The 25392-nt window shown below is 75.8% G+C and carries 20 protein-coding genes; 7 read left to right on the top strand and 13 right to left on the bottom strand.

Annotation, left to right across the window (positions count from 1 at the left end; translation table 11 throughout):
- Window positions 1–20 precede the first annotated feature (20 nt).
- The 6 genes from AB0G14_RS25195 to AB0G14_RS25170 are packed head-to-tail and all read right to left on the bottom strand — an operon-like array spanning window position 21 to window position 5120.
- Window positions 21–425: a cupin domain-containing protein gene (locus AB0G14_RS25195; RefSeq protein ID WP_357701335.1), complete on the bottom strand. Its 405-nt coding sequence runs from the start codon at window positions 423–425 to the stop codon at window positions 21–23.
- On the bottom strand, window positions 418–1167 hold the full coding sequence (locus tag AB0G14_RS25190; RefSeq protein WP_357701333.1) for an SRPBCC family protein: 750 nt from the start codon (window positions 1165–1167) through the stop codon (window positions 418–420). Before AB0G14_RS25190 ends, AB0G14_RS25195 begins: the two co-directional genes overlap by 8 nt.
- Window positions 1167–2540 (bottom strand): acetyl-CoA carboxylase biotin carboxylase subunit, encoded by a 1374-nt coding sequence (locus tag AB0G14_RS25185; RefSeq protein ID WP_357701331.1) that lies wholly within the window; start codon window positions 2538–2540, stop codon window positions 1167–1169. The genes AB0G14_RS25190 and AB0G14_RS25185 overlap by 1 nt, the downstream gene beginning before the upstream one ends.
- An 11-nt stretch (window positions 2541–2551) precedes the next feature.
- Complete coding sequence (gene accB, locus AB0G14_RS25180) at window positions 2552–3055, bottom strand: acetyl-CoA carboxylase biotin carboxyl carrier protein (protein WP_357701329.1); 504 nt, start codon at window positions 3053–3055, stop codon at window positions 2552–2554.
- Window positions 3052–4785 carry an acetyl-CoA carboxylase carboxyltransferase subunit alpha gene (locus AB0G14_RS25175; protein ID WP_357701327.1) on the bottom strand — a complete coding sequence of 578 codons (1734 nt, stop codon included), beginning with the start codon at window positions 4783–4785 and terminating at the stop codon, window positions 3052–3054. Before AB0G14_RS25175 ends, accB begins: the two co-directional genes overlap by 4 nt.
- Window positions 4782–5120: a TcmI family type II polyketide cyclase gene (locus AB0G14_RS25170; protein WP_350707477.1), complete on the bottom strand. Its 339-nt coding sequence runs from the start codon at window positions 5118–5120 to the stop codon at window positions 4782–4784. Before AB0G14_RS25170 ends, AB0G14_RS25175 begins: the two co-directional genes overlap by 4 nt.
- Before the next feature lie 415 nt (window positions 5121–5535).
- Between AB0G14_RS25170 and AB0G14_RS25165 the strand changes: the two genes are divergently transcribed.
- The 4 genes from AB0G14_RS25165 (at window position 5536) to AB0G14_RS25150 (ending at window position 9587) form a co-directional block, all read left to right on the top strand.
- Complete coding sequence (locus AB0G14_RS25165; RefSeq protein WP_357701325.1) at window positions 5536–6342, top strand: BTAD domain-containing putative transcriptional regulator; 807 nt, start codon at window positions 5536–5538, stop codon at window positions 6340–6342.
- 123 nt (window positions 6343–6465) lie between these two features.
- Window positions 6466–6813: a TcmI family type II polyketide cyclase gene (locus tag AB0G14_RS25160; RefSeq protein WP_357701323.1), complete on the top strand. Its 348-nt coding sequence runs from the start codon at window positions 6466–6468 to the stop codon at window positions 6811–6813.
- A gap of 14 nt (window positions 6814–6827) precedes the next feature.
- Entirely contained in the window at window positions 6828–8177 is a 1350-nt protein-coding gene (locus AB0G14_RS25155) for an NAD(P)/FAD-dependent oxidoreductase (RefSeq protein ID WP_357701321.1), read from the top strand.
- 234 nt (window positions 8178–8411) lie between these two features.
- Complete coding sequence (locus AB0G14_RS25150) at window positions 8412–9587, top strand: hypothetical protein (protein WP_357701319.1); 1176 nt, start codon at window positions 8412–8414, stop codon at window positions 9585–9587.
- A gap of 204 nt (window positions 9588–9791) precedes the next feature.
- Here the strand turns inward: AB0G14_RS25150 and AB0G14_RS25145 are convergent, their stop codons facing one another.
- Complete coding sequence (locus AB0G14_RS25145) at window positions 9792–10619, bottom strand: hypothetical protein (RefSeq protein ID WP_357701317.1); 828 nt, start codon at window positions 10617–10619, stop codon at window positions 9792–9794.
- A gap of 234 nt (window positions 10620–10853) precedes the next feature.
- Between AB0G14_RS25145 and AB0G14_RS25140 the strand changes: the two genes are divergently transcribed.
- A complete protein-coding gene (locus AB0G14_RS25140) occupies window positions 10854–11060 on the top strand; it encodes a hypothetical protein (protein ID WP_350707466.1) in 207 nt (68 codons plus the stop codon).
- A gap of 85 nt (window positions 11061–11145) precedes the next feature.
- On the opposite strand, the gene AB0G14_RS25135 is transcribed toward AB0G14_RS25140, so the two are convergent.
- The 5 genes from AB0G14_RS25135 to AB0G14_RS25115 all read right to left on the bottom strand — a co-directional run bounded on the left by AB0G14_RS25135 (window position 11146) and on the right by AB0G14_RS25115 (window position 21147).
- Window positions 11146–12327 carry a Cmx/CmrA family chloramphenicol efflux MFS transporter gene (locus AB0G14_RS25135; protein WP_357701314.1) on the bottom strand — a complete coding sequence of 394 codons (1182 nt, stop codon included), beginning with the start codon at window positions 12325–12327 and terminating at the stop codon, window positions 11146–11148.
- 700 nt (window positions 12328–13027) lie between these two features.
- A complete protein-coding gene (locus AB0G14_RS25130) occupies window positions 13028–14650 on the bottom strand; it encodes a right-handed parallel beta-helix repeat-containing protein (RefSeq protein ID WP_357701312.1) in 1623 nt (540 codons plus the stop codon).
- Between the two features lie 196 nt (window positions 14651–14846).
- Entirely contained in the window at window positions 14847–16940 is a 2094-nt protein-coding gene (locus AB0G14_RS25125) for an amino acid transporter (protein WP_357701310.1), read from the bottom strand.
- Between the two features lie 434 nt (window positions 16941–17374).
- Complete coding sequence (locus AB0G14_RS25120) at window positions 17375–18145, bottom strand: DUF5995 family protein (RefSeq protein ID WP_357701308.1); 771 nt, start codon at window positions 18143–18145, stop codon at window positions 17375–17377.
- Window positions 18146–18252: 107 nt separating this feature from the next.
- A complete protein-coding gene (locus AB0G14_RS25115; protein ID WP_357701306.1) occupies window positions 18253–21147 on the bottom strand; it encodes an AAA family ATPase in 2895 nt (964 codons plus the stop codon).
- Window positions 21148–21333: 186 nt separating this feature from the next.
- Between AB0G14_RS25115 and AB0G14_RS25110 the strand changes: the two genes are divergently transcribed.
- The gene (locus AB0G14_RS25110) at window positions 21334–23475 is read left to right on the top strand and encodes an adenylate/guanylate cyclase domain-containing protein (protein WP_357701304.1); all 2142 of its coding nucleotides are present in this window, start codon (window positions 21334–21336) and stop codon (window positions 23473–23475) included.
- 110 nt (window positions 23476–23585) lie between these two features.
- On the top strand, window positions 23586–24479 hold the full coding sequence (locus AB0G14_RS25105; RefSeq protein WP_357701302.1) for an aldo/keto reductase: 894 nt from the start codon (window positions 23586–23588) through the stop codon (window positions 24477–24479).
- Between the two features lie 162 nt (window positions 24480–24641).
- Here the strand turns inward: AB0G14_RS25105 and AB0G14_RS25100 are convergent, their stop codons facing one another.
- A complete protein-coding gene (locus tag AB0G14_RS25100; protein WP_357701300.1) occupies window positions 24642–25214 on the bottom strand; it encodes a dienelactone hydrolase family protein in 573 nt (190 codons plus the stop codon).
- Window positions 25215–25392: the final 178 nt, after the last annotated feature.

Genomic DNA, 25392 nt, shown 5'->3' with positions numbered 1-25392 from the left:
CCCCGGCTCACTCCTCGCGCTCACGACCCGCCCCGCTGCTCGACGAGTTCGGTGTCGACGTGGCCCAGTTCCGGCCGGGGGGCGAGGGGTCCCAGGTGGAAGACGACCTCGGCCGGCTCGTCGCCGGTGTTGCGCAGCCGGTGCCGGACGTTGCGCGGCACGAACAGCGCCTCCCCGGCGGCCAGCGGCACCGCCTCGTCGTCCAGGTCGGCGGTGATCGTGCCCCGGACGACGTACAGGAACTCCTCGCTGTAGGGGTGGTAGTGCTCGGCGATCCGCTCCCCCGGGCGCAGCGTCGCCACCCCCATGAAGCCGGAGGTGCTGCCGACGGTCTTCGGGCCGAGCAGCACCCGCAGCTCGCCGCCGCGGCGGCCGTCCGGCGCGACGTCGGCGGCGGCGACCAGCCGCAGGGTGTCCTCACTCATCGCCGGCTCCCGTCGCCCCGTCGGCGCCGGCCGGGACCCGACCGCCGTCGGCGGCCAGGCGTTCGATCTTCTCCTTGATGACGGCGAGCTGCACGGCGCTGTTGGTGTTGATCCGGTCGGTCATGCCGGCGTTGTCCACCGGCGCGGTCGGTTTCATCGCGAAGTCCTGCACCCAGGTCATCCGGGTGCCGCCGGGCTCCTCCGCGTAGCTCCAGTGGATGCGCATGTACTCGAACGGCCCGGTCTCCACCCGCCGGGCGCGGACCTGCCGGGTGGCCGGGTCGGCGGTGCGTTCGCTGACCCAGCTCCACGCCACCCCGTTTTCGTCGGGGTGCATGGTGAGCCGGAACCGCACGGTGTCGCCGTCGCGGTCCAGGATCTCCGCCCGGGCGTACTCGGTGAACAGCTCGGGCCAGCCGGCGACGTCGTTGGTGACGTCCCAGACCAGCGGCAGCGGCGCGCCGATGAGCACGCTGTTCTCGGTGTGTCCCGGCGGGTCGGCGCGGCGGGCCACCAGCTCGGCGACGCCCGCGATGCTGAGCTGCCCGGCCTCCTCGGGGATCCGCACCTGCCACCGGTCGGCGACCACGGCGGAGAGTTCGAGCAGCGCCAGCGAGTCCATGCCGAGTTCCTCCAGGGACGCCGCCGGGGCGCGGGCGGCCGCGTCGGCGTCCAGCCCGCAGTTGGTTACCAGGATGTCGGTGATCTCGGCGGTCAGCGGACGGCCATGGGTGACGGTCATCAAAGCCTCCTGTGTGCGTCGGACGGGCCGGCGAGCAACTGGTCGACCAGGCCGGTGGAGTAGCGGCCCTTGCGGAACCCGGCGTCGTCGAGCACCCGCCGGACGAACGGGATGGTGGTGCGGACCCCGGGCCCGGCGATGTCGAACTCGTCGAGGGCGCGTTCCAGCCGGTTGAGCGCCAGCTCCCGGTCCGGCGCCCACACCGCCACCTTGGCCAGCAGCGAGTCGTAGTACGGGCCGAACAGGTAGCCGGCGTGGCCGTGCGTGTCGACCCGGGTGAACGGGCCGCCGGGCGGGACGAAGCGGTCCAGCCGGCCGGGGGTCGGCGCGAACCCGCGGTCCGGGTCCTCCACGTTGACCCGGCACTCGATGGCGACCCCGTGCGGGCGGACGTCCTCCTGCCGCCAGCGCAGCGGCACCCCGGCGGCGATGTGCAGCTGCTCGTGCACCAGGTCGATCCCGGTCACCATCTCGGTCACGGGGTGCTCGACCTGGATCCGGCAGTTGATCTCCAGGAAGTGGAACCGCTCGTCGGGGTCGACGAGGAACTCCACCGTGCCGGCCCCGGTGAAGCCGGCGGACAGGGCACCGCGCAGGGCGCACTCCGCGATGGCCTCCAGGGTGCCGGCGGACAGCGCCGGGGCGGGCGCCTCCTCCACCAGCTTCTGGTGCCGGCGCTGCACCGAGCAGTCCCGGGTGCCCAGGTGCACCCCGTTGCCGTGGGAGTCGCACAGCAGCTGCACCTCGACGTGCCGGGCGCCGGTCAGGAACCGCTCCACGTACACCCGGTCGTCGCCGAACGCGGCCTGCGCGGCGGCCCTGGTCCGCGCGTACGCCCGGGGCAGCTCGGCCGGGGTGGCGACCACCGTCATGCCCCGACCGCCGCCGCCGGCCGCCGCCTTGACGATCACCGGGTAGCCCGCTTCGGCGGCCACCTCCGCCGCCACGGCCGCGGTGGGCACCGGCGCGACGCTGCCCGGCGGCAGCGGCAGCCCGGCCCGGCGCATCAGCGCCCGCGCCGAGGACTTGTCCGCCAGCGCGGCCATCACCTCCGGCGGCGGACCGATGAACGTCAGCCCGTTGTCGGCGCAGATCTCGGCGAAGTCGGCGTCCTCGGAGAGGAACCCGTAGCCGGGGTGCACCGCCTGCGCGCCGACCTGCCGGGCCGCCTCCACGATCGCGGCGGCGTTGAGGTAGCTGCGCCGGCTGGCCGGCGGCCCGATGCAGACGGCCTGGTCGGCGAGGCGCACGGCGGCGGAGTCGGCGTCCGCCGTGGAGTAGACCACGGCGGTACGCACCCCCAGCTCCCGGCAGGCGCGCAGCACCCGCAGGGCGATCTCACCCCGGTTGGCGATCAGCACCTTCTCGAACATCACGCGCCGCCTCAGACCGGGTCCAGCGCGACGAGCGGCTGGTCGTACTCGACCGGCTGGCCGTCGGCGGCGAGGACCTCGGCGACCCGGCCGCCCCGGTCGGCGGTCACCTCGTTCATCAGCTTCATCGCCTCGACGATGCCGATGACCTGGCCGGGGCGGACCAGGTCGCCGACGGCGACGAAGGGCGCGGCGCCCGGCTCCGGCGCCCGGTAGAACGTGCCGACGATGGGCGAGCGCACCGCGTACCGGCCCGGCTCGCCGTCGGTCACGGGCGGCGGCGCCGGCCGGGCCGCGGCGGGCACCGCCTCCGGCGCCTCCGCGGGCGGCCCGCCGTGCCACTCCACCTCCAGCACCGTGTCGCCGCTGCGCAGCCGCACCCGGCGGACCGGGCCGGCCAGCTCGGCGACCAGGTCCCGGGCGTGCCGCCGCAGCCCGGCCAGCACCGCGTCCACCCCGGCCGCCGACTCCGCGCCGGCCGGCGCGGTGTCGACCGGGGCACCGCCCGCGCTCACCGGACACCCGCCCGGACGCCGAGGCGGGCCGCGCCGAAGCGCCGGAACCGCTGCCGCCGGCGCCGGACCAGCGTGGCGGGCGGCACGTCCAGCAGCGGCAGCAGAGCGGCCGACACCGCCGCCCGCAGCGCCCGCCCGGTCGCCTCCGGGTCGTGGTGCGCGGCCGGGGCCGGCTCGGGCACGAGGTCGTCGACCACCCCCAGGCGGCACAGGTCGGGCGCGGTCAACCGCAACGCGCGCGCCGCCTGCGGGGCGGCCCCCCGGTCCGGCCAGAGGATGGCGGCGCAGCCCTCGGGGCTGATCACCGAGTAGACGGCGTGCTGGAGCATCAGCACCCGGTCGGCCACCGCGAGGGCCAACGCGCCGCCGCTGCCGCCCTCCCCCGTGATCACCGCGACGACCGGGGTGGGCAGCACGGCGAGCGCGAGGATGTTCTCCGCGATGGCCGCCGCCTGCCCCTGCTCCTCGGCGCCCACGCCGGGATCCGCCCCGGGCGTGTCGACCAGGGTGACCACCGGCAGGCCGAGGCGGGCGGCCAGCCGCATCAGCCGCAGCGCCTTGCGGTGCCCGGCCGGGCTGGCCATGCCGAAGTTGCGGGCGACCAGCTCGGCGGTGGTGTGGCCCTTCTGGTGCCCGATCACCATGACGGGCCGGCCGTCCAGCCGGGCCAGTCCGCCGACCACCGCCGGGCAGTCCGCGCCGAGCCGGTCGCCGTGCAGCTCGACGAAGCCGTCGAACGCCGACTCCAGGTAGTCCAGTGTGGTCGGCCGGCCCGGGTGCCGGGCCAGCCGCACCGTCTCCCAGGCGTCGCCGCCCGGCGGGTCGGCCGGGCCCGGCGCCGTCGCGGCACCCGCCTCGCCGGCCGGCCGCGCCACGACCGGCGACGGCTCCTGCCGCGGTACGGCGGGACGCGCCGCCGGCCGACGTCCCGCCCGGGCCGCGGCGAGCAGCGCCGCCAGCCGGCCCCGCAGGGCGTGCCGGGGCACCACCATGTCGACCTGCCCGTGCCGCAGCAGGAAGTCGGCCGTCTGGAAGCCCTCCGGCAGCGGCCGGCCGGTGACCTGCCGGATCACCCGGGGACCGGCGAAGCCCATCCGGGCCCCGTTCTCGGCGAGCACCACGTCGGTGTTGGTGGCGAACGAGGCCGCCACTCCCCCGTACGTCGGGTCCGTGAGCACGCTGACGGTGAGCAGCCCCGCCTCCCGCAGCGCGGCGATCGCCTGGCTGACCGTGGCCATCTGCATCAGCGACAGGACGCCCTCCTGCATCCGCGCGCCGCCGGAGGCGGTGACCAGGATCAGCGGTGTGCCGTCCTCCAGCGCCCGCTCGGCGGCCCGGGTGATCAGCTCCCCGACGGCGCAGCCGAGGCTGCCGCCGAGGAAGCGGAAGTCCATCACCGCGAGCGCGCAGGGATGCCGGCCGATGGTGGCGGTGCCGCAGACGACCGCCTCGGCCAGCCCGGTGCCGGCCCGGGCGGCGGTGAGCCGGTGCGGGTACGGCAGCAGGTCGACGAAGCCGATCGGGTCGACCTCCGCCGGCCGGTCCGGCAGGGCGGTGAACGACCCCGGGTCGACGAGCTGGAGCAGCCGCTCCGGCGCGTCCAGGCGGGCGTGCGTGCCGCACTCGGGGCAGACGTCGAGGTTGCGGCGCAGCCGCTTGCGGTACAGCAGGGTGGCGCAGCCGCCACAGCGGGACCAGAGCTGCCCCTCCCGGGGCGCGGTGGCGGTCACGACGGCCGCCCGGCGGGCGCGGCGTCGAAGCGGTAGAAGCACCGGGCCATGGCGTCGCGCGGCTCCCGCCACGTCGGCAGGTACGGCGAGACGTACGGGCGCAGTCGGGCGCTCACCCGCACGAACTCGGGGTGCCCCCGGGCCGCCTCGACCGCCGCCCCGGCCGGCGCGTCCGTCTCCAGCAGGTGCACGTAGAGGTCACCCAGCCGGTACAACGACCGGTGCCGCACCCCGACCAGGTGCGGCAGCTCCGTCGCGTCGGACTCGGCGAAGATCTCGGCGACGCGCGCCTCGGCGCTCGGCACCACCTTCGCGACGATCAGCGAACGGTCCATGGGTGGACCTCCCTCCACGGCGTCCGACGTCGGTGACGACGGCGCCGGCCGAGCCGGACGACTGGCGACACGATGCGGCCACGGGCGTCACGGCGGCGTCACCGCAGCCCGCCGCCCGGCGACGCCACTTCGTGACGCTGCGTTGACGCAGGCTGTGTATCCGCTGTACAACAACCGCCCACCACGGTGGACTATCCGCAGTTCAGAACCGTTTTCGTGGACGCGTCGCCAACAGTCGGATCTCGCCTGAGATATTGACCGAGAGTGACCTCGATTGATAATCTTCGTCACGGTCAGCCCGGCGACCGCGGCGCGCGACGCCGCGCCGCGGCGGAGCGACCCGACAGTGGGGTCAAGGGCAGCCGCGCCGGGACAGCAGAGGAGTCGGGACGAGCGTTCCGCAGGGGGTGCCGCCGTGGCCGCTGATCCGTCGATGCCGACCACCGGGCGCCGCCCCGGCACGCAGATATCGCTGCACCTGCTCGGCGGCTTCCGGCTGCTGCACGGCGACACCCCCGTCGTGGTGCCGCGCGGCCTGCAACGGGTCATCGCACTGATCGGCCTGCGCCCCGGCGCCACCCGCAGCCACCTCGCCGGGCTGCTCTGGCCCGACGCCCCCGAGGACCGCGCGCTGTCGTCCCTGCGGACCGCGCTGTGGCGGCTGCGCCAGGACCCCTGCTGCCCGCTCACCACCGCCGGCGACACCGTACGCCTCGGCCCCACCGTCCGGGTCGACGTCGACGCCCTCATCGGCACGGCCGCGCGGGTACGCGAAGGCGACGACCCGTGCGCCGCCGCCCTCGCCGCCGGCCGGCACGACCTGCTCCCCGGCTGGTACGACGACTGGGTCCTCGCCGACCGGGAGCGGCTGCGCCAGCTGCGCCTGCACATGCTGGAGGAACTGGCCGGCCAACACCTGGCGGCGGGCCAGCACGGGCAGGCCCTGGAGGCCGCGCTCGAGGCGATGTCCGCCGAGCCGCTGCGCGAGACCCCGCACCGGCTGGTGGTGCGCATCCACCTCGCCGAGGGCAACGCCTTCGAGGCCGTGCACGCCTTCTACGTCTACCGCGACCTGCTGCTGCGGGAACTTCGACTCGAACCCTCCGCAGCCATGACCGCGCTGCTCGACGACACCCTCGCGCCCATCCGCGAGGCCACCCGGGACACCCCGACGCCGCCACGCCGCACGCCGTCCACCCGGGTCGCGCCCCGCGCCCGCTGAACCGGCGTCACCGGCGCGGCCGTGCGCGTGACGGGCAGGTGACAGCCGCCCGGGCAGGGTGGGCCGCACAACAGTCCGTGGTCTCCGACGTGCTCGCGGAGCGCCACCGGCGAGAGGGGTCCCATGAGCCGTCTACTGATCGTCAGCAGGATCATCCCGGGCGCGGAGGGTCGGGTCGCGCAGATCTTCGCCGAGTCCGACGCGACCGAACTGCCCGCCCTGACCGGGGTCCGGCACCGGTCCCTGTACTGCCTGCACGACCTGTGCGTCCACCTGATGGAGACCGCGGACGTCGACCCGGACGCCCTGGCCGGCGCCCGCAACCACCCGCTGTACCGCCAGGTCAACGAGCGCCTGTCCGCGCACACCTCGCCGTACCTGCCGACCTGGCGCTCGCCACGCGACGCGATCGCCGGCTGCTTCTACCGCTGGGACGCCGCCGACGCGCCGTCCCCGCACGCGGCCGGCTGAGCGGAGGCGGCCCCATGTCACCGAGACCACCCCACGTCCTGGTCATCGGCGCCGGCACCGGCGGGCTGTGCCTGGCCCACGGCCTGCGTCGCGCCGGGATCAGCGTCGCCGTCTACGAGAAGTACCGCACCCGCGGCGAGGGACTGCTCGGCTACCGCGTCGGCATCGGCCCCACCGGTAGCCGCGCCCTGCGGGAGTGCCTGCCGCCACGGCTGTTCGACACCTACCTGGCCACCTGCGCCCGATCCCCCCGCTACTTCAACGTCATCACTGAGCGGATGCGCCAGACGGCCTCGTTCACCCTGCGCCCCGACACCGACCCGGTGGACACCGAACGGTCCGTGGCCCGGATGACCCTGCGCCAGGTCCTGCTCACCGGCATGGAGGACGCGGTCCACTTCGACAAGACCTTCACCCGGTACGAGCAAGGCGACGACGGCACCGTCACCGCCCACTTCGCCGACGGCAGCACCGCCACCGGCGACCTGCTCGTCGCCGCGGACGGCACGCACTCCGCCGTGCGCCGCCAGTACCTGCCGCACGCCGTCACCCGCGACGCCGGCACGATCAACATCGCCACCCGCATCCCCCTGACCCCGCACACCCGCCAGCTGCTGCCGCAACGGATCGAGCAGGGCATCTCGCTGATCTTCGGCACCGGCGGGATGATGGGCGTGCTGCACGTGATGGAGTTCAAGTGGAACGGCGACGGCACGCTGAAACCCGGTGTCGACCCCGCCGACGCCGCGCTGCTGCGCGACTGGCCCGGGCTGCGCTACGACACCACCCGCGACAACATCAACCTGGTCATCTGGAGCACCGCCCGCCGGTTCCCGCCCGACGTCATGCAGCGCCGCGGCGAGGAACTCGTCCTGCTCGCCCTCCAACTCACCCGCAACTGGCACCCCCACCTGCGCGAACTGCTCGCCCGCAGCGACCCGGGCAGCGCCCTGCCGATCCGGGTGTCCACCAGCGAGCCGGTGCCGCCGTGGAAAAGCAGCACCGTCACCCTGCTCGGCGACGCCATCCACACCATGACCCCCGGGCGCGGCGTGGGCGCCAACACCGCGCTGCGCGACGCCGCCCTGCTCTGCCGGCAGCTCCGGCTGGCCGCGGCCGGCGACAAGACACTGCTCCAGGCGGTGGCCGACTACGAGGCCGCGATGGTGCCGTACGGCTTCGCCCGGGTCGCCGACTCGCTCAACCGCAGCGGCACCAACGGCGACGACCGGATGTACAAGCCCGTCGTCGGCCGGCTCGCGCTGCTCGGCGCACGCGGCTACTTCGGCGTCACCAGCCGGGTGCCCCGACTGGCGCGCAAGTTCGTCGACGACTTCTACACCTACCGAGGAGAGGAGGACTGAGCGTCCGACCCGGACCCCGGCGCCCGCCCGGCGCCGGGGTCCCCGCGTGCCCACCCCGCCCCGCGCGTGGACGGCGCCGGGCGACAACGGTCCGTCGCCCGGCGGACACCGCGGGTGCAACCCGTCCCACATGCGCCGTGACCGGCCGATCCTGCCTGCCGCCCGGACGGCGCGTGTGCGAAGCTGCGGCGAGTTTTTCTCGAAGTTTCGACGCGAACGAATAGGAGGTCTGCCGTGGCGTGGTCTTTCGGGCACTGGCTGATACTGATCGTGGCCCTGCTGGTGGGTGTGGCGGCCGGTTGGTTCTGGCGCGGCCGGCAGGGCGCGGCAGCCGGGTACGGCTCGCCCACGGTGGAGGGTGACCCGGTCGCCGGCATGACCGCCGTGGTGGTCGACCCGCCGCCCGCCGCCACCACCGACGAGGTACGCCCCGAGGTGACCCTCGACCGGGCCCCGGACGCCGTCGCCGACCCCGTGCCCGCCCCCGACGCCCCGGCCGACGCCGGCGCCGCCCCGGTCACCGTCGTCGCCACCGACACCGGGCGGGCCGACGAGGTCGACCCGGCCGACATGGCGCTCACCGGCGACCCGGTGCCGGCGCCCGACACCGACCCCGTGGCGGCGGCCGCGCCGCGCGACACCGCCCCGGGCCACCTGCCGGACGCCGAGGTCGTGTTGCCAGCCGCCGCCGGGGTGACCGGCCCCGTCGACCGCGAGCCGGCCGAGGAGCCGACCACCGCCACCGAGCCGGAGCCCGTCGCCGCGAGCGAACCGGAGCCGGTGCCGGCCGCCGCCCCGATCGACGCCCCCGCCGCCGAGCCGGAGCCCGCGCGCACCGGCGGGGCGGAGCCCGTCCCGGCCGCCGAGCCGGAACCCGTCCGGGCCGTCGCCGTCCCCGCCCAGGCGCAGCCCGAGGCCGAGCCGGTCCCCGCAGCCGCCAGCCCGGCGGAGCCGACCCCCGCCGCCCCGGCCGGGCCGGACGCGACGCCGGCGGCGACCACGCCAGCGGACGTGCCGACCGAGCCGAACAAGCCGGCGGACGAGCCGGCCGAGCCGGCGGCCGAGCCGAGCGAGCCGGCCGAGCCGGCGGCCGAGCCGGCGGTCGTGCCCGCCGCGCGCGGCGCGGTGGCGACCCCGCCGGTGCGGTCCGCGGCCGACGCGAACGCCGCCGACGACTTCCGCCGCATCCAGGGTGTCGGCCCGAAGATGGCGGCGGCGCTGCAGGCCGCCGGCATCCGCACGTACGGGCAGCTCGCGGAGTTGGACGAGGCCGCGCTGCGGGAGACGATCCGGGGAGCCGGGCTGCGGGCCGCGCCGAGCCTGGCGACCTGGCCCCAGCAGGCGAAGGTGCTCGCGGGCGCCTCGCAGGAGGCGGCCGCCGCCCTGCCGACCGGCGGCGACGACGCCTGACCCCCGGCCGCCGCACCGACCGCGGCGCCGGACGGCGCTTCCCCGCGAGCCGGGACGGCGCCACGACACGATCCACCTGATGCCACCGACGTCGCGGCGTCCGCTCACCCGGACGCCGCGACGTCGGGCATTTCGGGCGGAGGCCGACCAGCCACCGGGCGGCATTCGTGGGAGCCGGACACCACCGGCCGATCCGGTGCCCGGTCAGACCAGCGCCTCCGCGTACCCCCGGACCTGCAGGCGCCGACCGGCGGTGGGGCCGAGCCGCACCTGGAGGCCGAGCGGCGCGGCGGCCCGGCGCACGTCGTCGACGTGCAGCGAGCCGTGCCGGTCGACGGTGAGCACCGGGGGTTCCTCCGGCTCCCCTGCCGGGGCGTGGAACGACAGCAGCGTCGCCGAGGCCGGCAGGTGCCCGGGGTGCGCCGCCCGGGCCGCCGCCTCGTCCCGGTGCGCGAGCACCACCAGGTCGTCGAGGTGGGCGAAGTCCTCAGCGATGCCCTCGGCCTTCCAGTGCGCCGGCTCCTCCGCGACCCCGGTCAGGTGCCGGGAGCGGTTCGCCGAGGTGATGTGGAGGTGGTCCACCCCGGTCTCGGCGACCGCGCGCGCGAAGAACACGTTCGACGGGCAGGCCAGCCCCGGCGCGATCACCTGCGTGGTGCGTACGCCCCGGTCGTGCCGGGTGAGGTGGGCGGGCAGCCGGTCGACGGCCGGGCCACGGAAGCCGAACGGGCCCGCGCCGTAGAGGACGCCCATCAGCTGCCGCACCCGGTGCGCGGGCAGCCGGTGCGGCAGCCGTGCCCAGTCGAACATCGCGGGGATCCGCCCGAAGACGGTGGTGATGCTGCCGACCTGGTCGGCCGGCCGACCCTTGGCGATGTTGACCCGGCGCACGGTGGCGGCGTCCGGGCGGGTCACCAGCGCGTAGAAGTTCCCGAACGCCACCGCCACCACCGCGCCCCCGGCCAGTGCGCGGGCCGCGACGGCGACGTCCTCGGGGCGGTCGACGTACAGGTGCGGGGTCGGGGCGTCCATGGTGTCCTCCTGTGCGGTGCTACTGACGCAGTTGTACGCCCGCCGGGCTGCCGCGCGCGGCCGTCGGTCGCCGATCCGATAGCGCACCGGCGCGCCCCGGTCCTGGCGGTCGGCCGGGGCGGGCCGCCAGGCCGGCGGAGCCTGCCGGGCGGCAGGCGGCGTCGTTAGCCGTTCCACGCGACTGGGTACAACGTTCGACACCTCGAACCACCACACCCCTTTCTGGAGGCAGCGATGCGCGGCACGTCGATACTCGGAGTCATCGTCGTCATCTGGCTGATCATCGGCGCGGTCGCCGCCGGCCAGCGCGGCTACTACAACGGCGACGACACCAACTGCGCCGAGGCGGGCACCATCCTGGTGACCATCGTGGCCGGGCCGCTAAACTACATCGGCGCCAACCCGAAGGTCGACTGCGAGCTGCCCCAGCCCTCCGAGTAGGACGGCTCCCGGCCCGCGCCTGGCGGGTGGCGCGAGCCGGGAGCCGTGGACGGCCTCGTGCGGTGCCGGGAGACCGCGACGCGGGCTAGGAAGCGACCATCCGCGTGGGCAACTCCGTCCCGGCATCCCGCCACACCGTCCAGGTGAGTACGGCGGCGACGAACGCCAGTGCCACCAGCAGCGCGCTGACCCACAGCGGGGACCGGTAGCCGAGCCCCGCGCCGATGGCTGCCCCGCCCAGCAGGGGGCCGACGGCCGCGCCCACGTTCAGGGCAGCGGTCGCGAAGGAGCCGCCGAGGGACGGCGCGTCGACGGCCGCGTACAACGCCCGGGTGATCAGCGTGGATCCGACCGCGAACGAGAGCGCCCCCTGGACGAAGACGAGCAGGAACGCGGCGGGCGCGCTGGCTGCGGTGGCCGCGAACAGCAGCCAGCCGACGAGCAGGGCCACCCCACCGGGCACCAGGACCCGCATGGGCTGTGAGTCCGACACGCGACCGCCGACCGTCACACCGACGAACGACCCCAGGCCGAAGAGGGCCAGCAGGACCGGCACCCACCTCCGGTCGTAACCGCTGACGTCGGTGATCAGCGGCGCCAGGTAGGTGAAGGTGCAGAAGGTCGCCCCGTTCACCAGGGCGCCCAGGAGCAGGCTCACGAGCAGGCGGGGACGGCGCAGCGCCCGAAGCTCGTGCCGGGCGCTCGGTACGGCCGCGTCCGGTGGCATGGCCGGGACCGCGCGCCGGATGGCCACGACGGCGGGCAGCGAGACGACGGCCACCGCCCAGAACGCCGAGCGCCATCCCCACAGCTGGCCGAGGAACGCCCCGGCCGGCACCCCCGCGACGCAGGAGAGGGTGAGACCCCCGAGCAGCACGGAGGCGGCCCGGCCCTTGGCCCCGGGTCCGGCCAGGTCGGCCGCCGTGGCCAGGCCCACCGCGAGGAACCCGGCGTATGCCAGCGCTCCGACGACCCGGGTGGCCAGCAGCACGCCGAAGCTGTCGGTGACCGCCCCGACGACGTGTACGACGACGACGGCGGCCAGGAAGACCAGCAGCGCCCGACGTCTGGGCCACCGCAGGCTGAGGACCGCCGTCAGCGGCGCTCCGATGATCATTCCTACCGCGAAGGCCGACGTCAGCGCCCCGGCGGCCGGGACGGGCACGTGCAGGTCCCGGGCGATGTCCGGCACCAGGCCGGACAGCATGAACTCAGACGTTCCCTGGGCGAAGACCGCCAGTCCGAGCAGGTAGATGGCGAACGGCATGACACACCACATTCCGCGTCGTGGATGGATGAAGAGGACGCGGGTGGGTCACGGCGGACCACGGCCGGGCGGCGCACGGGACAACCGTCCAGCCGGGCGCACGGAGACCACCGCGCGAGGGTCTCCCGGCTGCGCGGACGCGGCACGACGGTGGTGACGCGCGCAGGTGGCACCTGGGAGAGCCGATACGACGGCGATCGGTGGCGGGGACGCCCGAGGGACGCTGTCCGGTTCCGACAGCGCCTAGTGCGACGTCAACGAAGGCCAGCCACCGGACACCGGTGGCTGGCGTCTGGACGCCTCGGGGCTGGACACGACGCAGACCCTAGTGACGGCGCGGAGCACTCGTCAACGTGATAACCGCCGGCGGCGCGGGCGCGGCAGCGACGACGTGCGCGGACCAGCCGAGGAACGTCACCGGGGTGGGCGACGGGCGGGACTCCGAGGGGCAGCCACGCCGCCCGTCCGCCGCACATCCCCTAAGGCGTCCTAGGAGGATGGGCTGTCAGGTTGACGGGACCGAACCCGCGCCGGAGGGCCGCCAGCGGCCGAGTTCGCGCAGGCGGGCTCGGCCGGGGCGGCGGACGGAGGGGCGCCGTCCGGACGGCGGGCACGCGACGAGGGGCGCACCCGGCCCGCGCCGCCGAGGATCGTCACGATCGTCGGGAGCGGGGCCGGCTGCGCCCCTCGGGGCGGCCGGTCAGCGGAAGCAGTTGGCCACCGGCACCCGGCTGCCCTCGCAGTTGGTGGGCTCGTTGTCGACGATGTCGGTCTCGTCGTCGACCCTGACCCGGGCCTTGTCGGCGAAGAGACCGCCCGGCTTCCCCGTGGCGGTGTTGTCGCTCACCCGGCTGCGGTAGAGGGAGACCTGACCCTGGGTCGCGAACACCCCGCCGCCCGTCGACGCGGCGCCGACGGCGTGGTTCCGGTCGACCTCGCTGTGCCGGATCAGCAGGTTGGACTTCGCGGCGTAGATCCCGCCGCCGGCACCCCGGGCGGTGTTGCCGGCGACGACGCTGTCGTCGAGCGGAAGCAGGCCCTGGGAGGTCGAGATGCCGCCGCCGTTGCCGGTGGCGGTGTTGTCGCGCACCTCCAGGCCGCGCAGGAAGATCAGGGCGTCCGAGTTGGCGATGCCCCCACCGGTCTGGGCGGTGTTGCCGAGCACCTTGCTGTCGGCCACCCTGGTGCGGGCCGAGAAGCTGGCGATGCCGCCGCCCTGCGCCGCGTTGTTGTGCGCGAAGGTGCTCTTCTGCACCTCGGCGGCCCCGCGGTAGTTGCCGAGGCCGCCGCCGTACGCCACGGCGGTGTTGTTCCGGAAGTCCGACGTGCGCAGGGTCAGCACGCCGCCGTTGAGCAGGCCCCCGCCCTTGCCCGCCTTGCCGGCGGCGTGGTTGTCGACGAACGTGCTGTCGACGACCACCATGTTGCCGTCGTTGAAGATCCCGCCACCGCCGCCCTCGGCGGAGAGGGAGGTGCTGCCGACGACGGCGGTGCGCTCGACCACGGCCGACGCGCCGTGCACGACGTGGATGCTGCCGCCCTCGGCGGCGGAGAGGCCGTTGCGCAGCACGACGTCGGACAGGGTCAGTTCCCCGCCGTCGCGGACGGTGAAGAACCGGAACGCCTCGGCGTGCACGTCCCGCTCGATCGTGGCGCCCTCGCCCCGGATCGTGATCGGGTGGTAGATGACCGGCAGCCCCGCCCTGTCGTGCTGCGGGTTGCGCGGCGGGGCCTCGGCGTCACCCGGGTTCTCCGCGCTGTCGGCCGTCTCCCGGGCGTCCCGGATCCCGCCGTCGTAGTCGTCGGGCTGCTGGAAGGCGTGCGTCAGCTCGTACGTGCACTTCGGCGCGAGCCGCAGGTGGGCGCCGCCCTCGGCGTTGGCCCGGACCAGCGCGGCGATGAGCTTCGTCGAGTCGCACGGCACCGCGACCTCCGCGCGGCGCCCGGCCCCGGGCCCCGGGTCCGGGTGTCCGTCCCGGCCCTCCTCCCCGCCCCGGTGCTCCCCGGCGGAGTCGCCCGACCGGTCGCCGGAGGGCTCCCCGGCGGCACCCCCGGAGGGCTGCCCGGCGGGGTCGCCGGAGGGCTGCCCGCCGAGGGCGGCGCGGCCCTGCTCGCGGCGGTCGTCGCGGTGCTCCGCGCCGGAGTCGTCGCCGCGCAGCACCAGGGACGGCGTGTCCGGCGCGACGGGCAGGGCTCCCGCGGCCACCGCGACGCCGCCCGCCACCCCGGCCACCAGGGTGCCCGCCACGAGCCCACCGGCTAAGAACCACCGGGACCGCCGCCTGGTTGGCGCCGCTCGCCGGTTCCCTTGATACGTCGACATCAGGCTTCCCCTGCCTCTCGCTGCATGACAACGACCGGCCCGAACCGGGCGCGGGGTGACCGACATCCCGACAGCCACCGAAGGCCACGATACGAGCGAAACTCGGGCAAGTCAGTCGAAGATGAATAAACGTACCGTTCATCTTGAAGGGGCCGAGAACGGCCGTTCGGCCCGAGGCCGGCGCGGGGTACCGGGGTCAGCCGCCGACGTGGATGCCCGGCCGACGGGCCGGGTCCGGCTCGGACTTGCGGAGGATCTCCCGGACCACCGGCGGGGTGTCGCCTCGACCGAGGATGAGGTAGCGCAGCAGGTGAGCCAGGGGGTTCCCCTCGGACCACTCGAAGTGGGCGTGCGGGCGGACGCCGGTGGCGTCGCGCAGCGCCAGGAGGATCGCCGCGATGGCGTTCGGCGCCGCCGGGCTGCTGGCCCGCAGCACCCGGAAGCCCCCGACCTCCACGCCGTGGACCCGCAGCACCTGGCTGAACTCGGACGGGTCGACCACGTCGATCTCCAGGAACAGGATGTCGCCCTCGCCGGGGACCGGGTTCATCGCCCGCTGCGCCCGCTCCTTGATCGTGTACTCCTTCACCGCGCCCCGGGCCCGCTTGTGGGCGATGAGGTGCAGCCGGCCGTCGTGCGACAGCGAGTCGGCGACGAACCGGCGGGCCGGCTCGTCGAACTCGATCCGCTCCGTACGCAGTTCGGTGGTCCGGCTCACCCGCGAGACCAGCGAGACCGCGACGATGCCGACGATGAACAGGACCGAGATGGTGATGCCGTCCGGCTTGGCGATGGCGTTCTCGGCCAGGGCGTACAGCAGGACCAGGGTGAGCACGGCGAAGCCGACGGCGGCGACGCGCTCCCGGCGGCGGGCCGCGGAGATGGTGACCGCCACGGCGGCGGAGACCATCATGGCGAGGATCCCGGTGGCGTACGCCCCGGCCTGGTCGTTGACGTCGGCCCGGAACACCACGGTGATCGCGATGCTGACCAGCGTGTAGACGATCACGACCGGCCGCACCGCGCGGGCCCACTCCGGCGCCATGCCGTAGGTGGGCAGGTAACGGGGCACGATGTTGATCAGGCCGGCCATCGCGGAGGCGCCGGCGAACCAGAGGATGAGCGCGCTGCTGACGTCGTAGACGGTGCCGAAGACCTCGCCGACGTGCTCGTGGGCGAGGTACGCCAGCGCCCGGCCGTTGGCGGCCCCACCCGGCCCGAACTCGCCGGGAGGGATCAGGACCGTGGTCACGAGCGAGGTCGAGACCAGGTAGACCGACATGACGAGGGCGGCGGTGGCGAGCATCCTGCGGGTGTTGCGGATCCGCGCGGCCAACCGGGCCGCGCCGTCCGGCCCGTCCCCGGCCACCAGCGGCATCATGCTGACCCCGGTCTCGAAACCGGAGAGCCCGAGCACCAGCAGCGGGAAGGCCAGCACGGCTGTGGCCGCCACCTCGCCGGGGCCCCGGCCCGCGCTCAGCGCCGAGGTCCAGCCCGCGATCGTCCCCCGGTCCGCCGCGATCTCGGCCACCGAGACCGCGACCACCACCGCGTTCAGCGCCAGGAAGACGGCGACCAGCGGGATGGCCACCGCCACCGCCTCCCGGAAGCCGAGCAGGAAGACGCCGCCGAGGACCAGCAGCAGCACGACGGTGACGCCGACGGCGACCGCCGTTCCGCCGACGCCCTCGGGCAGCAGCGGGTTCTCCAGCAGGTGCACCGTGGCGTCGGCCGACGAGAGGGTGATCGTGATGATCCAGGAGGTGGCCACGAAGCCGAGCAGGACCAGCACGAAGACCTTGCCCCGCCAGAACGGCAGCAGCCGTTCCAGCATCGCCACCGAGCCCTGCCCGTGCGGGCTCTCCCGGGCCACCCGCCGGTACATCGGCAGCATGCCGAGCAGCGTCAGCGCGACGATCAGCAGGGTGGCCAGCGGGGAGAGCGCCCCGGCCGCGACCGCCGCGATCCCCGGCAGGTACGACAGGGTGGAGAAGTAGTCCACCCCGGTCAGGCACATGACCTGCCACCAGGCGTGCGAGCGCGCCTGCCCCTCCGCCGACTCGGGGCCCACCGGCTGCACCCGGTGCACCAACAGCCACCGTCGCAGCGGACTGGGCGGCGCCACCGGCCGGCTGGGGCTGGCCACGACCTCCGGGACGGCGACCGGGCGACCCGCGCGGCGGCCGGGGCGGGTGGGATCGCGCGCGGCGCGCAACTCCCCGTCCGTTCCGCCGCGCGGCGGGTGGCGGCCGCGCGTGCGCCGCGACCCCGCCCCGTGCTCGTCAGCCATCCCCCGTCCCCGCCCCTCGGTCGTCCTGACCCGACCGTAGGCGGTCCCCCGCCGGCCACCCGCCGGAACGGCGAACCCGGAACGCCCTTCCGCCGCGGGTGGGACGGCGTTCCGCACCGACCGACCGGGGACCCGGCCCCGGCCGTCGGTCACCGGCCAGCGGGCGTACCCCGGGCGGGCCGGCCGGCACCCCCGGGCGGGCCGGGCCGGCCGGATCACGTACGCCCGGACGGGCCACTGCCGGGGCACCGCGATCTCGACGTCCCGGTTCGGCACGCCGCCCCGGGCTGCCGGCCCGACCAGCTTTGGTGAGGGGCGGGCGGCAGGGACGGACCGGCCGTGCGCGCGGGGCGGGGCGACCGGCGGCGCGGACGCGGACGCGTCCCCGCGCTCCGCCGTGTGCCGGTGCGGAGCGCGGGGACCCCCCGTCCCGGCTACTGCAGGAACGCCCCGAGGGGCGAGAGCAGCAGCCGGCCGAGCGCCGCGGCGGTGTCGTCCAGCCGCGCGCGCTCACACTCGTGGGCGGCCGGGTCGTGCCGGCACCGCCAGATCTTCTGCGCGTTGCGCCAGGCGACGTCGCGGGTGTACTCGACCAGTTCCCCCTGGTACAAGTCGTCGATGTCGCCGTTGAGCATGTCGATGAGCAGCTGCCACCGCTCCAGGTAGCCGCGCCGCAGGCCGGGGATCTTGTCCGCGAAGATGTTGTTGATCTCGAGGTAGTCGCGATGCTGCTCGGTGCCGTCGACCGGCTCCGACTCCAGGCTGTCGAACGTGGTCACCAGCGCGAACGGCAGGTCGAAGTTGATGTGCGCGTTCACCCCGGCGGCCGCCGACGGCAGCGGGCGGGCGTCCGGCCCGCGCATCCGTTCGAACAGGCACGTCCAGGCCTTCGGCGTGCCCGGGCTGGAGTCGGTCCACAGCCGCATCGCGTCGAAGTAGCGCGCGGCGAACTCCACGTCGAGCCGCGACAGGAACACGGGGTCGGAGAACCGGTCGTCGTAGAGCCCGTTCAGCACGCTCTCGGTGATCGTCAGATAGAGCTTGTTGAAGTCGGCCAGCGGGCAGCTCGCCTCCAGCGGAGGCAGCCGGACCAGCAGGTCCTGGAGCTTGGTGAGGTGGTCGACCACCGCCGGCACGTCGGCGGGGTGGTCGGCGAGCAGGTCGACGACGTCCCGATGCACGGGTCCCCACACCGGTTCCGTCATCTCTCCTCCACAGTGGTTCCCGGCACCCCGTGCCGTCGGCGACGCTGCACAGCCTGCCAGCCGACAACCGTCGGCCGGATCAGTAGAACGACGTATCCGTACGCGCGTCAGGCGGGTCGGTTACGCAGGAAGATGGCGCTGGCCTGCACCCGGGTGCGGACCTGGAGCTTGTCGAAGATGTGCGAGACGTGCACGCCGATGGTCCGCTCGCTGATGAACAGCCGCTGGCCGATCTCCCGGTTCGTCAGCCCCTCGGCGACGGCGGCGAGCACCTCCCGCTCCCGCGCGGTCAGCACCGCCAACTCGTCGCCGTCCGGGCCGGCGGTCGGCTCGCCCGCGACCGGCCGGTCCTCCAGCGCCACCCGGGCCCGGCCCGCGAGGGTCCGGATCTCCGAGGTCAGCGGCACCGCGCCGAGCCCCTGCGCCACCTGGTACGCCTGCCGCAGCAGCTTGCCCGCGGTGGCGCTGCGGCTGCGCCGGGCCAGCAGCGCCTCGGCCTGACGCAGCCGCGAGTAGGCCGCCGGGTAGGGGTGGTGGCGCCGGTCCCACTGCGCCACGGACCGGGCCCACAGCTCCGGGTCGCTGCCGTCGAGGCGGCTCACCTCGGCGGCGCACAGCGCCAGGAACCCGTCGACCACGTCGCGCACCGGGCGGGCCGCGTGCTCGCTCTTGCGGGCCACCCGGTCGGCCACCTCCCGCAGCCGCCGCACCGCGGTCTCGTCCACCGCGATCGTCCGGCTGGCGTGCGCCTCCGCCTCGGCCCGCAGGCCGTGCCACACCAGCGCGGCGAGGATGCCCACGTCGTCGGAGCGGCTCTCGGTCAGGCCGCGCTGCACCGCCTGCCGGGCGAGGTCGTGCCGGCCCTGCCACATGGCCAGCCCCGCCCGCAGCGTGAGCAGCGGGATCACGTGCCGCGCCCCGCCGCCGGCGAGCACCGTGGACACGGCGTCCAGGTCGCGGTCGGCGGCCGCGATGTCGCCGTAGCCCACCGACAGCCGGCAGCGGGCCAGCAGCAGCTCGACCGCGTCCGCGCCGGAGGGGCGGTGCCGCAGCGCCGCCGCGACGACCTTCTCCGCCTCCGCCCACTGGCCCACGCGGAACAGCCCGTTGGTGGCGATGGCCAGCAGCCGGGTCTCCCAGGTGCGGCCGAGGCCCAGCTCGGCCACCCGCTCGGCACCCCGGCGGGCGACGACGACGCCCTCCTCCAGCACGTTCAGCGGCCCGGTCAACAGCTCGGCCAGGTGCAGGTAAGCGCAGGCCACGTCCTCGGGGCGGCCGGAGCGCTCGGCGGTCTCCAGCGCCCGGCGCATCACCGCCAGCCCGGCGTCCGGGTCCTCCAGGTACGCCTCGGAGAACCCGAGGGCCGCGCTGGCCAGCACGACCTCCGACGTGGAGCCCTCGACCGCGGCGGACAGCTTCAGCGCCTCCCGGGCCCGCCGGCCGGCGTCGGCGTACCGGCCGAGGTGCAGCAGCAGCTCGGCCAGGTGGGCGGCAGCGGTGGCGCGTTCCCGGGGCGTGCAGTCGGCGGCCTCCAGGGCCCGCCGGTATTCCGCCTCGGCGAGCGCCGACCGGCCGGCGGCGGCCAGGTAGCGGGCCCGCCGGATGTGCAGCGCACAGGTCGACCGGTCGGCGCCGGAGCCGGCCAACTCCTCGAGCAGGGTCAGCGCGCGGGCGTGCTCGCCGCAGTGGTGGGCGGCCTCGGCGGCGCGCTCCAGCAGGGTCACCCGGTCCACGTCCAGCGGACCCACGCCGGGCGAGCCGGCCAGCTGCAACGCGACCGACCAGTGCCGGTGCGCCTCGGCCCAGCCGTGCAGCCGCTCGGCCTCCCGGGCCGCCGCCGTCGCCGCCGGCAGCGCCCGCGCCGGCTCACCGGCCAGCCGCCAGTGGTACGCCAGGCGGGCCTGGTGCAGCTCCGCCGGAGCCGAGGTGAGCGCCTCGGCGTAGCGGCGGTGCAGGGCGGCCCGCTCGGCGGGCAGCAGCTCGTGCTCCAGTACCTCGGCGACCAGCCGGTGCCGCAGCCGGTAGCCGTCGTCCGCGCCCACCAGCAGCCGGTGCGCGACGGCCGCGCGGACCGCCTCGATCAGCTCGTCCTCGGGCAGCCGCGTCACCCGCGCCAGCAGCCAGTGCTCCACCGGCTCGACGCCGGCCGCGACCGCGTGCACCACGGCGTGCGCGTGCTGGGGCAGCGCGTCGACCCGGGCCAGGAAGATCTCGCGCAGCGTGTCGGAGAGGCCGTCCCGGCCGTCGCGCAGGTCGCGGGCCAGCTCCTCCACCACGAACGGGTTGCCGCCGCTGCGCCGCCACACCAGCTCCGCCGCCTCAGGGGCGAGCGGTCGACCGACCACGGCGGCGGCGAGCTGGTCGGTGCCGGCCCGGTCCAACGGGACCAGGTCGAGCACCCGCACCGAGCGCAGCCGACGCAGCTCGGTGAGCACCCGGCGCAGCGGGTGCGCGCCCTGCAACGACTCGGCCCGCACCGCGGCGAGCACGGACAACTGGAGGTCGCCGAGGCCGGCGAGCAGATAGAGCAGCAACTGGCGGGTGCTGCGGTCGACCCACTGGAGGTCGTCCAGCACGAGCACCAGCGGACGCCCCTCGGCGATCAGGTGCAGCCCCCGGGAGACCCGCTCCAGCAGCGCCCCGGCGCCGTCCGGGCCGGCGGTCTCGTCGGCGAACATCTGCAGGAGGCCGCGGACGGCCGAGGACGTCCGGGCGTGGGAGCCGGTCAGCTCGGCGTCGAAGCGGCGCAACGCCTGCAGCAGCGGGTGCAGCGGCGACGCGTCGCCGATGTCCAGACAGGAGCCGGTGAGCACCAGGGCGCCCGCGTCGCGCAGCCGGGCGCCCACCTCGCGCAGCAGCCGGGTCTTGCCCACGCCGCTCTCGCCGGTGAGGAAGACGGCGGCGGTGTGCCCCTGCGCGACCTCGTCGAGCAGCGCGGACCGTACCGTCGTCACCAGGTCGGCCCGGCCGACGAGCGGTGCGGCGTCCACATCGCTGGCCATGGCACGCAGCCTAGTCACACGTCCACGCACCGTTCTACGGGTCTTTTGCCCCTGTGGTACTCCTCGCGTCGACATTGCGACCAGAGGTTGCGGCTGGCCGACATACGTCGTTCTGCAGATCCCCCGTCGGCCCACAGGTGACAGTGTCCGAGGCGTCGGCAGGCAACGGGGGGAAAGGCAGGTGCGATGCCCATGCTCACCATCGTCGCCGGTCCGCAAGGTGTCGCGTCGGCAGGCTGGCCGGTGCCGGAGGAGAGACGCACGGTCACCGTGCTGTTCGCCGACATCGTCGGGTCGACCGCGCTCGTCGACCGGCTCGACCCCGAGGACGTACGGGCCCTGCAGCGCGCCTACTTCGCCACCGTCGCCGGGGTGCTGCGCCGGTGGCACGGGGTGGTCGAGAAGTACGTCGGCGACGCGGTCATGGCGCTGTTCGGGGCGCGCGAGTCCGACGGGTTCGACGCGTACCGGGCGGTGCGGGCGGCGCTGGACATCCAGCGGGCCCTCGACCGGCGTCCCGTGCCCGGCGCGCCGCGGCTGCGGGTCCGGGTCGGGGTGGCCACCGGCGAGGCGCTGGTGGACCTCGCCGCGACACACGACGGCGGGCACGGCGCGGCCAGCGGCGCGGTGACCAGCACCGCCGCCCGGTTGCAGGAGTACGCACCGCCGGGCGGCGTGGCGCTCTGCGCGGCCACCCACCGGGCCACCGTGGGGCTGATCGACCAGCGCCGCGTGCCGCCGGTGGCCCTCGCCGGCAAGGCGCTGCCGGTGGACGTGTGGCACGCCACCGGCGCCACCCGGCCGGCCCCGGCCCCGCACGAGGGCCCGCTGGTCGGGCGACGGCGGGAACTGGCCACCGCCCGGGACCTGATCGTCCGCGCCGTGCGGGACCGCAGCCCGCGCTGGCTGTCGCTGGTCGGTCCCGCCGGCAGCGGGCGCAGCCGGCTGCTGCACGAGCTGCGGCGCGCCGTCCCGACCGTGGACGACGTGCCGGTGCGCTGGTGCGTCGCGCACTGCCCGCCCTGTCCGGAGGCCCTGGCGCCCGTCGCCGACCTGGTGCGCGGGGCCGCCGGCCTCCGCGCGAACGACCCACCTCCGGTCGTACGCCGTCGGCTCGCCGCCGCCCTCGCGGGCCTGGTGCCGCCCGCCGGCCTGACCGAGGCGGTGTCCGCGCTGGAAGGACTCCTGGCGGGCCCGGACGCCGCCCGCAAGGCCGCGCGGGGCGCCGAGGTGGCGCGGGAGGTGCTGCTGTCGGTCGCCGCCCGGGAGCCGCTGGTGGTGGCGGTGGACGACCTCGACCGGGCAACCGGGGAGCTGAACCGCTTCCTGCACCGGCTCTTCGCGGCGGCCACCGCCCGGTCCCTGCCGCTGGCGGTCGTGGTGCTGCACCGTCCCGAATGGGCGGACGTGCTGCCCGGGGCCCGGGACCGCCGGCACCGGCTGGACGTGCCGCCGCTGCGCCCGGTGGAGACCGGCCGGCTGCTGCGTCACCTGCTGCGCCGGGCCGACCGGCCGGCGGCGGAGGCCGCGCGCCTGCTGCCGCTGGTCGGGGGCAACCCCGGCCGGGCCGCCGCGTACGTGGCGTCGCTCGACGTGGCGCCGACCGACATGGCGCCGACCGCGTTGCCGCCCGTGCCCGAATCGGTGCGCCGGGAGGTGGACGCCCGGCTGGACCGCCTCGACGACGTCCGGCGGGCGGCGTTGACGGCGGTGGCGGCCCTCGGCGTCGCGGCCCTCGGCGCGGGGGTCACCGCGTCGGCGGTGAGGCGCCTGCTCGGCTGGTCGCCCGCCCGGGCGGTGCCGGAGCTACGCGCCCTCGCCGCCGCGGGCCTGCTGGTCGGCCGCGCCAGCGGCAGGTACGCGGTCGCCGACCCGGTGCTGCGCGAGGTCGCGTACGCCCGGCTGCCGAGGGCGGTGCGGGCCGCGATCGCCGGGTGGGCCGGGCAGCCCTCGGATCCGGTGGCACCGGCCCGCCGGCTCGCCGCGGCGGCCGTAACCGCGTCGGGGGCCGCCCCGTCCTCCGCCGTGCCCGTCGGCCCGGTTGGTGCGCGCGCCGTCGGCCGGCAGCCGCTCGCCGGCCCCGCCACCACCTCCGGCGCCCCCTGGCCGACCGGGTCGGGCCCGGCTCCCGCACGCGCGGGTACGGACCGGGCGGGACGTTCCGGGGCCGGACGGGTGGTGAACCTCTCCGGGTGGACGGCCGACCCGGGCGCGCCCGTCGAACGCGACCGCGCCCCGTCGGCCGGGGCGGCACGGTCGGACTTCCGGAAGCGTCGCGAAGGGAGGTCGGCGTGGGGGCTGCCTGGCGGGGCGCCGGCGGCGGCGTGACGGAGGGGCCTTCTCTCCCCCACGATCCACATTAAGCCCATGCCGGCCCCGGGCGGTATCGGGCGACTGACCGAGTGCGCGGGCCGGGTCCCCCTGGCTAGCTTCGCCTGATGCCTGTCGAAGAGATCACCGCCTCCGCCGCCGGCACCTGGACCCTCGGCGACCGCACCGTGCACCGGATGGGCTTCGGGTCGATGCGGCTGACCGTCGACCCGGACCGGGCGCGCGCCCTCCGCGTCCTGCGCCGGGCGGTCGAGCTCGGCGTCAACCACATCGACACCGCCGCCTTCTACGTCTCGCCGGGCGGGCCGCTCGGCGTCGGCACCGGCCCGCGCCGGTACGCCACCGAACTCATCCGGGAGGCGCTCGCGCCGTACCCGGACGACCTGGTCATCACCACGAAGGTCGGGCCGTCGTTCGACGCGGCGAACCGGCACCGGGAGCTGACCCCGGCCGAGCTGCGCCGGGAGGTGGAGGAGAACCTGCGCCGCCTCGGCCGGGACCACCTGGACGTGGTCAACCTGCGGATCGTCCGGCGCGAGGGGCGGGACTCGGTGGCGGAGCGCTTCGCCGCCCTCGCCGAGCTGCGTGACGCCGGGCTGATCCGGCACCTCGGCCTGTCCAACGTGCGGGTGGACCACCTGGACGAGGCGCAGGCCGTCGCGCCGGTGGTCTGCGTGCAGAACGCGTACGCCCTCGACGTGAACCGGTGGGCCGACGACCTGCTGCGGGTCTGCGGCGAGCGCGGGGTGGCCTTCGTGCCGTTCTTCGCGATCGCCGGCGCCGGGCGGGAGGCGGGCGCGACCGGCGAGCACGACGACACGGTGCGCGCGGTGGCCCGCTCCCACGGGGTGACCCCGCACCAGGTCCGCCTGGCCTGGACGCTGCACCGGGGGCGGCACGTGCTGGCCATCCCCGGCACCGGCGACCCGGAGCACCTGGCGCAGAACGTGGCGGCCGGCGCGGTCCGGCTCTCCGCCGACGACCTGGCCCGCCTCGGCTGAGGGCCCGGCCCGGCTGAGCGGCCCGGCCCACCTCGGCTGGGCGACCCCGTCGGCCGTCCCGGCTGAGCGGCCCCGTCGGCCCGGCCGCCTCGGCTGGGCGGGCCGCTCCGGCCCGGCCCGGGGCGGCTCAGCGGGCCGGCGGCCCACCCCGCCGGAGTCCGGTCAGCGGTCGGCGAGGAAGGCGATGGCCCGCTCCCAGGTCTGCTCGGCGGCCGTCGCGTCGTGGTCGGGCAGGTGCGGGTCGGTGTAGAGGTGCCCGACGCCGGGATAGCGGTGGACGGACAGCTCCGCGCCGGCGTCGGTCATCGCCCGCCGCCACTGCGCGACCTCCGGCTCCGCGTCGTAGTCGTCCGGGTCGCCCAGGTGCAGCTGCACCGGCAGGCCCGGCCGGACCGACTCCGGCTCGCCGCCGACGCCGGAGAGCAGCAGCAACGCCGCCGCGTCGGGGCGCTCGGCGAGCATCGCGCCGGCCACCCCCGCGCCCATCGAGAAGCCAGCCAGCACCGCGTCGGCCGGCGCCTCGCGCAGGGCCTCCCGGGCCCGGTCCAGCACGGCCTCCTGGCCGATCTTGCGAAGCAGGGCGAAGCCGTCCTCCACCGTCGCCGCGGCCGGCGCGCCGTAGAGGTCGGGGGTGACGACCGTGTGCCCGGCGGCGCGCAGCCGGTCGGCGGCGGTCAGCACGGCCGGCCGCAGCCCGTAGACGGAGTGAAACAGCACGACATGTTGTTGTCCCATGGAGGCATCCTGCCGTTACCTGTCAGTGCGCTGTAGCGACTGATCGGTATGTCCCGCCTTGCGGTGGGACGGTCCCGGTCTTATCCGCCTGAGCGGGGCCGGGTTGACGCTTCACGGCCACCGGCCCGCCGGGGCGGGTCTTACGGTCGGCTCCACGTCCTGCCACCGGGCCACTCCC

The organism is Micromonospora sp. NPDC023814, from assembly GCF_040639595.1.
Lineage (GTDB): Bacteria > Actinomycetota > Actinomycetes > Mycobacteriales > Micromonosporaceae > Micromonospora.
The sequence above is the reverse complement of the archived record's forward strand: the minus strand, read 5'-3'. Positions and strand labels throughout refer to the sequence as shown.

Coding starts and splice junctions, on each gene's coding strand:
- AB0G14_RS25100 (WP_357701300.1), bottom strand. CDS start 25,214: ATGGGACAACAACATGTCGTGCTGTTTCACTCCGTCTACGGGCTGCGG.
- AB0G14_RS25110 (WP_357701304.1), top strand. CDS start 21,334: ATGCCCATGCTCACCATCGTCGCCGGTCCGCAAGGTGTCGCGTCGGCA.
- AB0G14_RS25195 (WP_357701335.1), bottom strand. CDS start 425: ATGAGTGAGGACACCCTGCGGCTGGTCGCCGCCGCCGACGTCGCGCCG.
- AB0G14_RS25185 (WP_357701331.1), bottom strand. CDS start 2,540: ATGTTCGAGAAGGTGCTGATCGCCAACCGGGGTGAGATCGCCCTGCGG.
- AB0G14_RS25170 (WP_350707477.1), bottom strand. CDS start 5,120: ATGGACCGTTCGCTGATCGTCGCGAAGGTGGTGCCGAGCGCCGAGGCG.
- AB0G14_RS25125 (WP_357701310.1), bottom strand. CDS start 16,940: ATGGCTGACGAGCACGGGGCGGGGTCGCGGCGCACGCGCGGCCGCCAC.
- AB0G14_RS25105 (WP_357701302.1), top strand. CDS start 23,586: ATGCCTGTCGAAGAGATCACCGCCTCCGCCGCCGGCACCTGGACCCTC.
- AB0G14_RS25115 (WP_357701306.1), bottom strand. CDS start 21,147: ATGGCCAGCGATGTGGACGCCGCACCGCTCGTCGGCCGGGCCGACCTG.
- AB0G14_RS25130 (WP_357701312.1), bottom strand. CDS start 14,650: ATGTCGACGTATCAAGGGAACCGGCGAGCGGCGCCAACCAGGCGGCGG.
- AB0G14_RS25120 (WP_357701308.1), bottom strand. CDS start 18,145: ATGACGGAACCGGTGTGGGGACCCGTGCATCGGGACGTCGTCGACCTG.
- AB0G14_RS25160 (WP_357701323.1), top strand. CDS start 6,466: ATGAGCCGTCTACTGATCGTCAGCAGGATCATCCCGGGCGCGGAGGGT.
- AB0G14_RS25135 (WP_357701314.1), bottom strand. CDS start 12,327: ATGCCGTTCGCCATCTACCTGCTCGGACTGGCGGTCTTCGCCCAGGGA.
- AB0G14_RS25155 (WP_357701321.1), top strand. CDS start 6,828: ATGTCACCGAGACCACCCCACGTCCTGGTCATCGGCGCCGGCACCGGC.
- AB0G14_RS25145 (WP_357701317.1), bottom strand. CDS start 10,619: ATGGACGCCCCGACCCCGCACCTGTACGTCGACCGCCCCGAGGACGTC.
- AB0G14_RS25140 (WP_350707466.1), top strand. CDS start 10,854: ATGCGCGGCACGTCGATACTCGGAGTCATCGTCGTCATCTGGCTGATC.
- AB0G14_RS25190 (WP_357701333.1), bottom strand. CDS start 1,167: ATGACCGTCACCCATGGCCGTCCGCTGACCGCCGAGATCACCGACATC.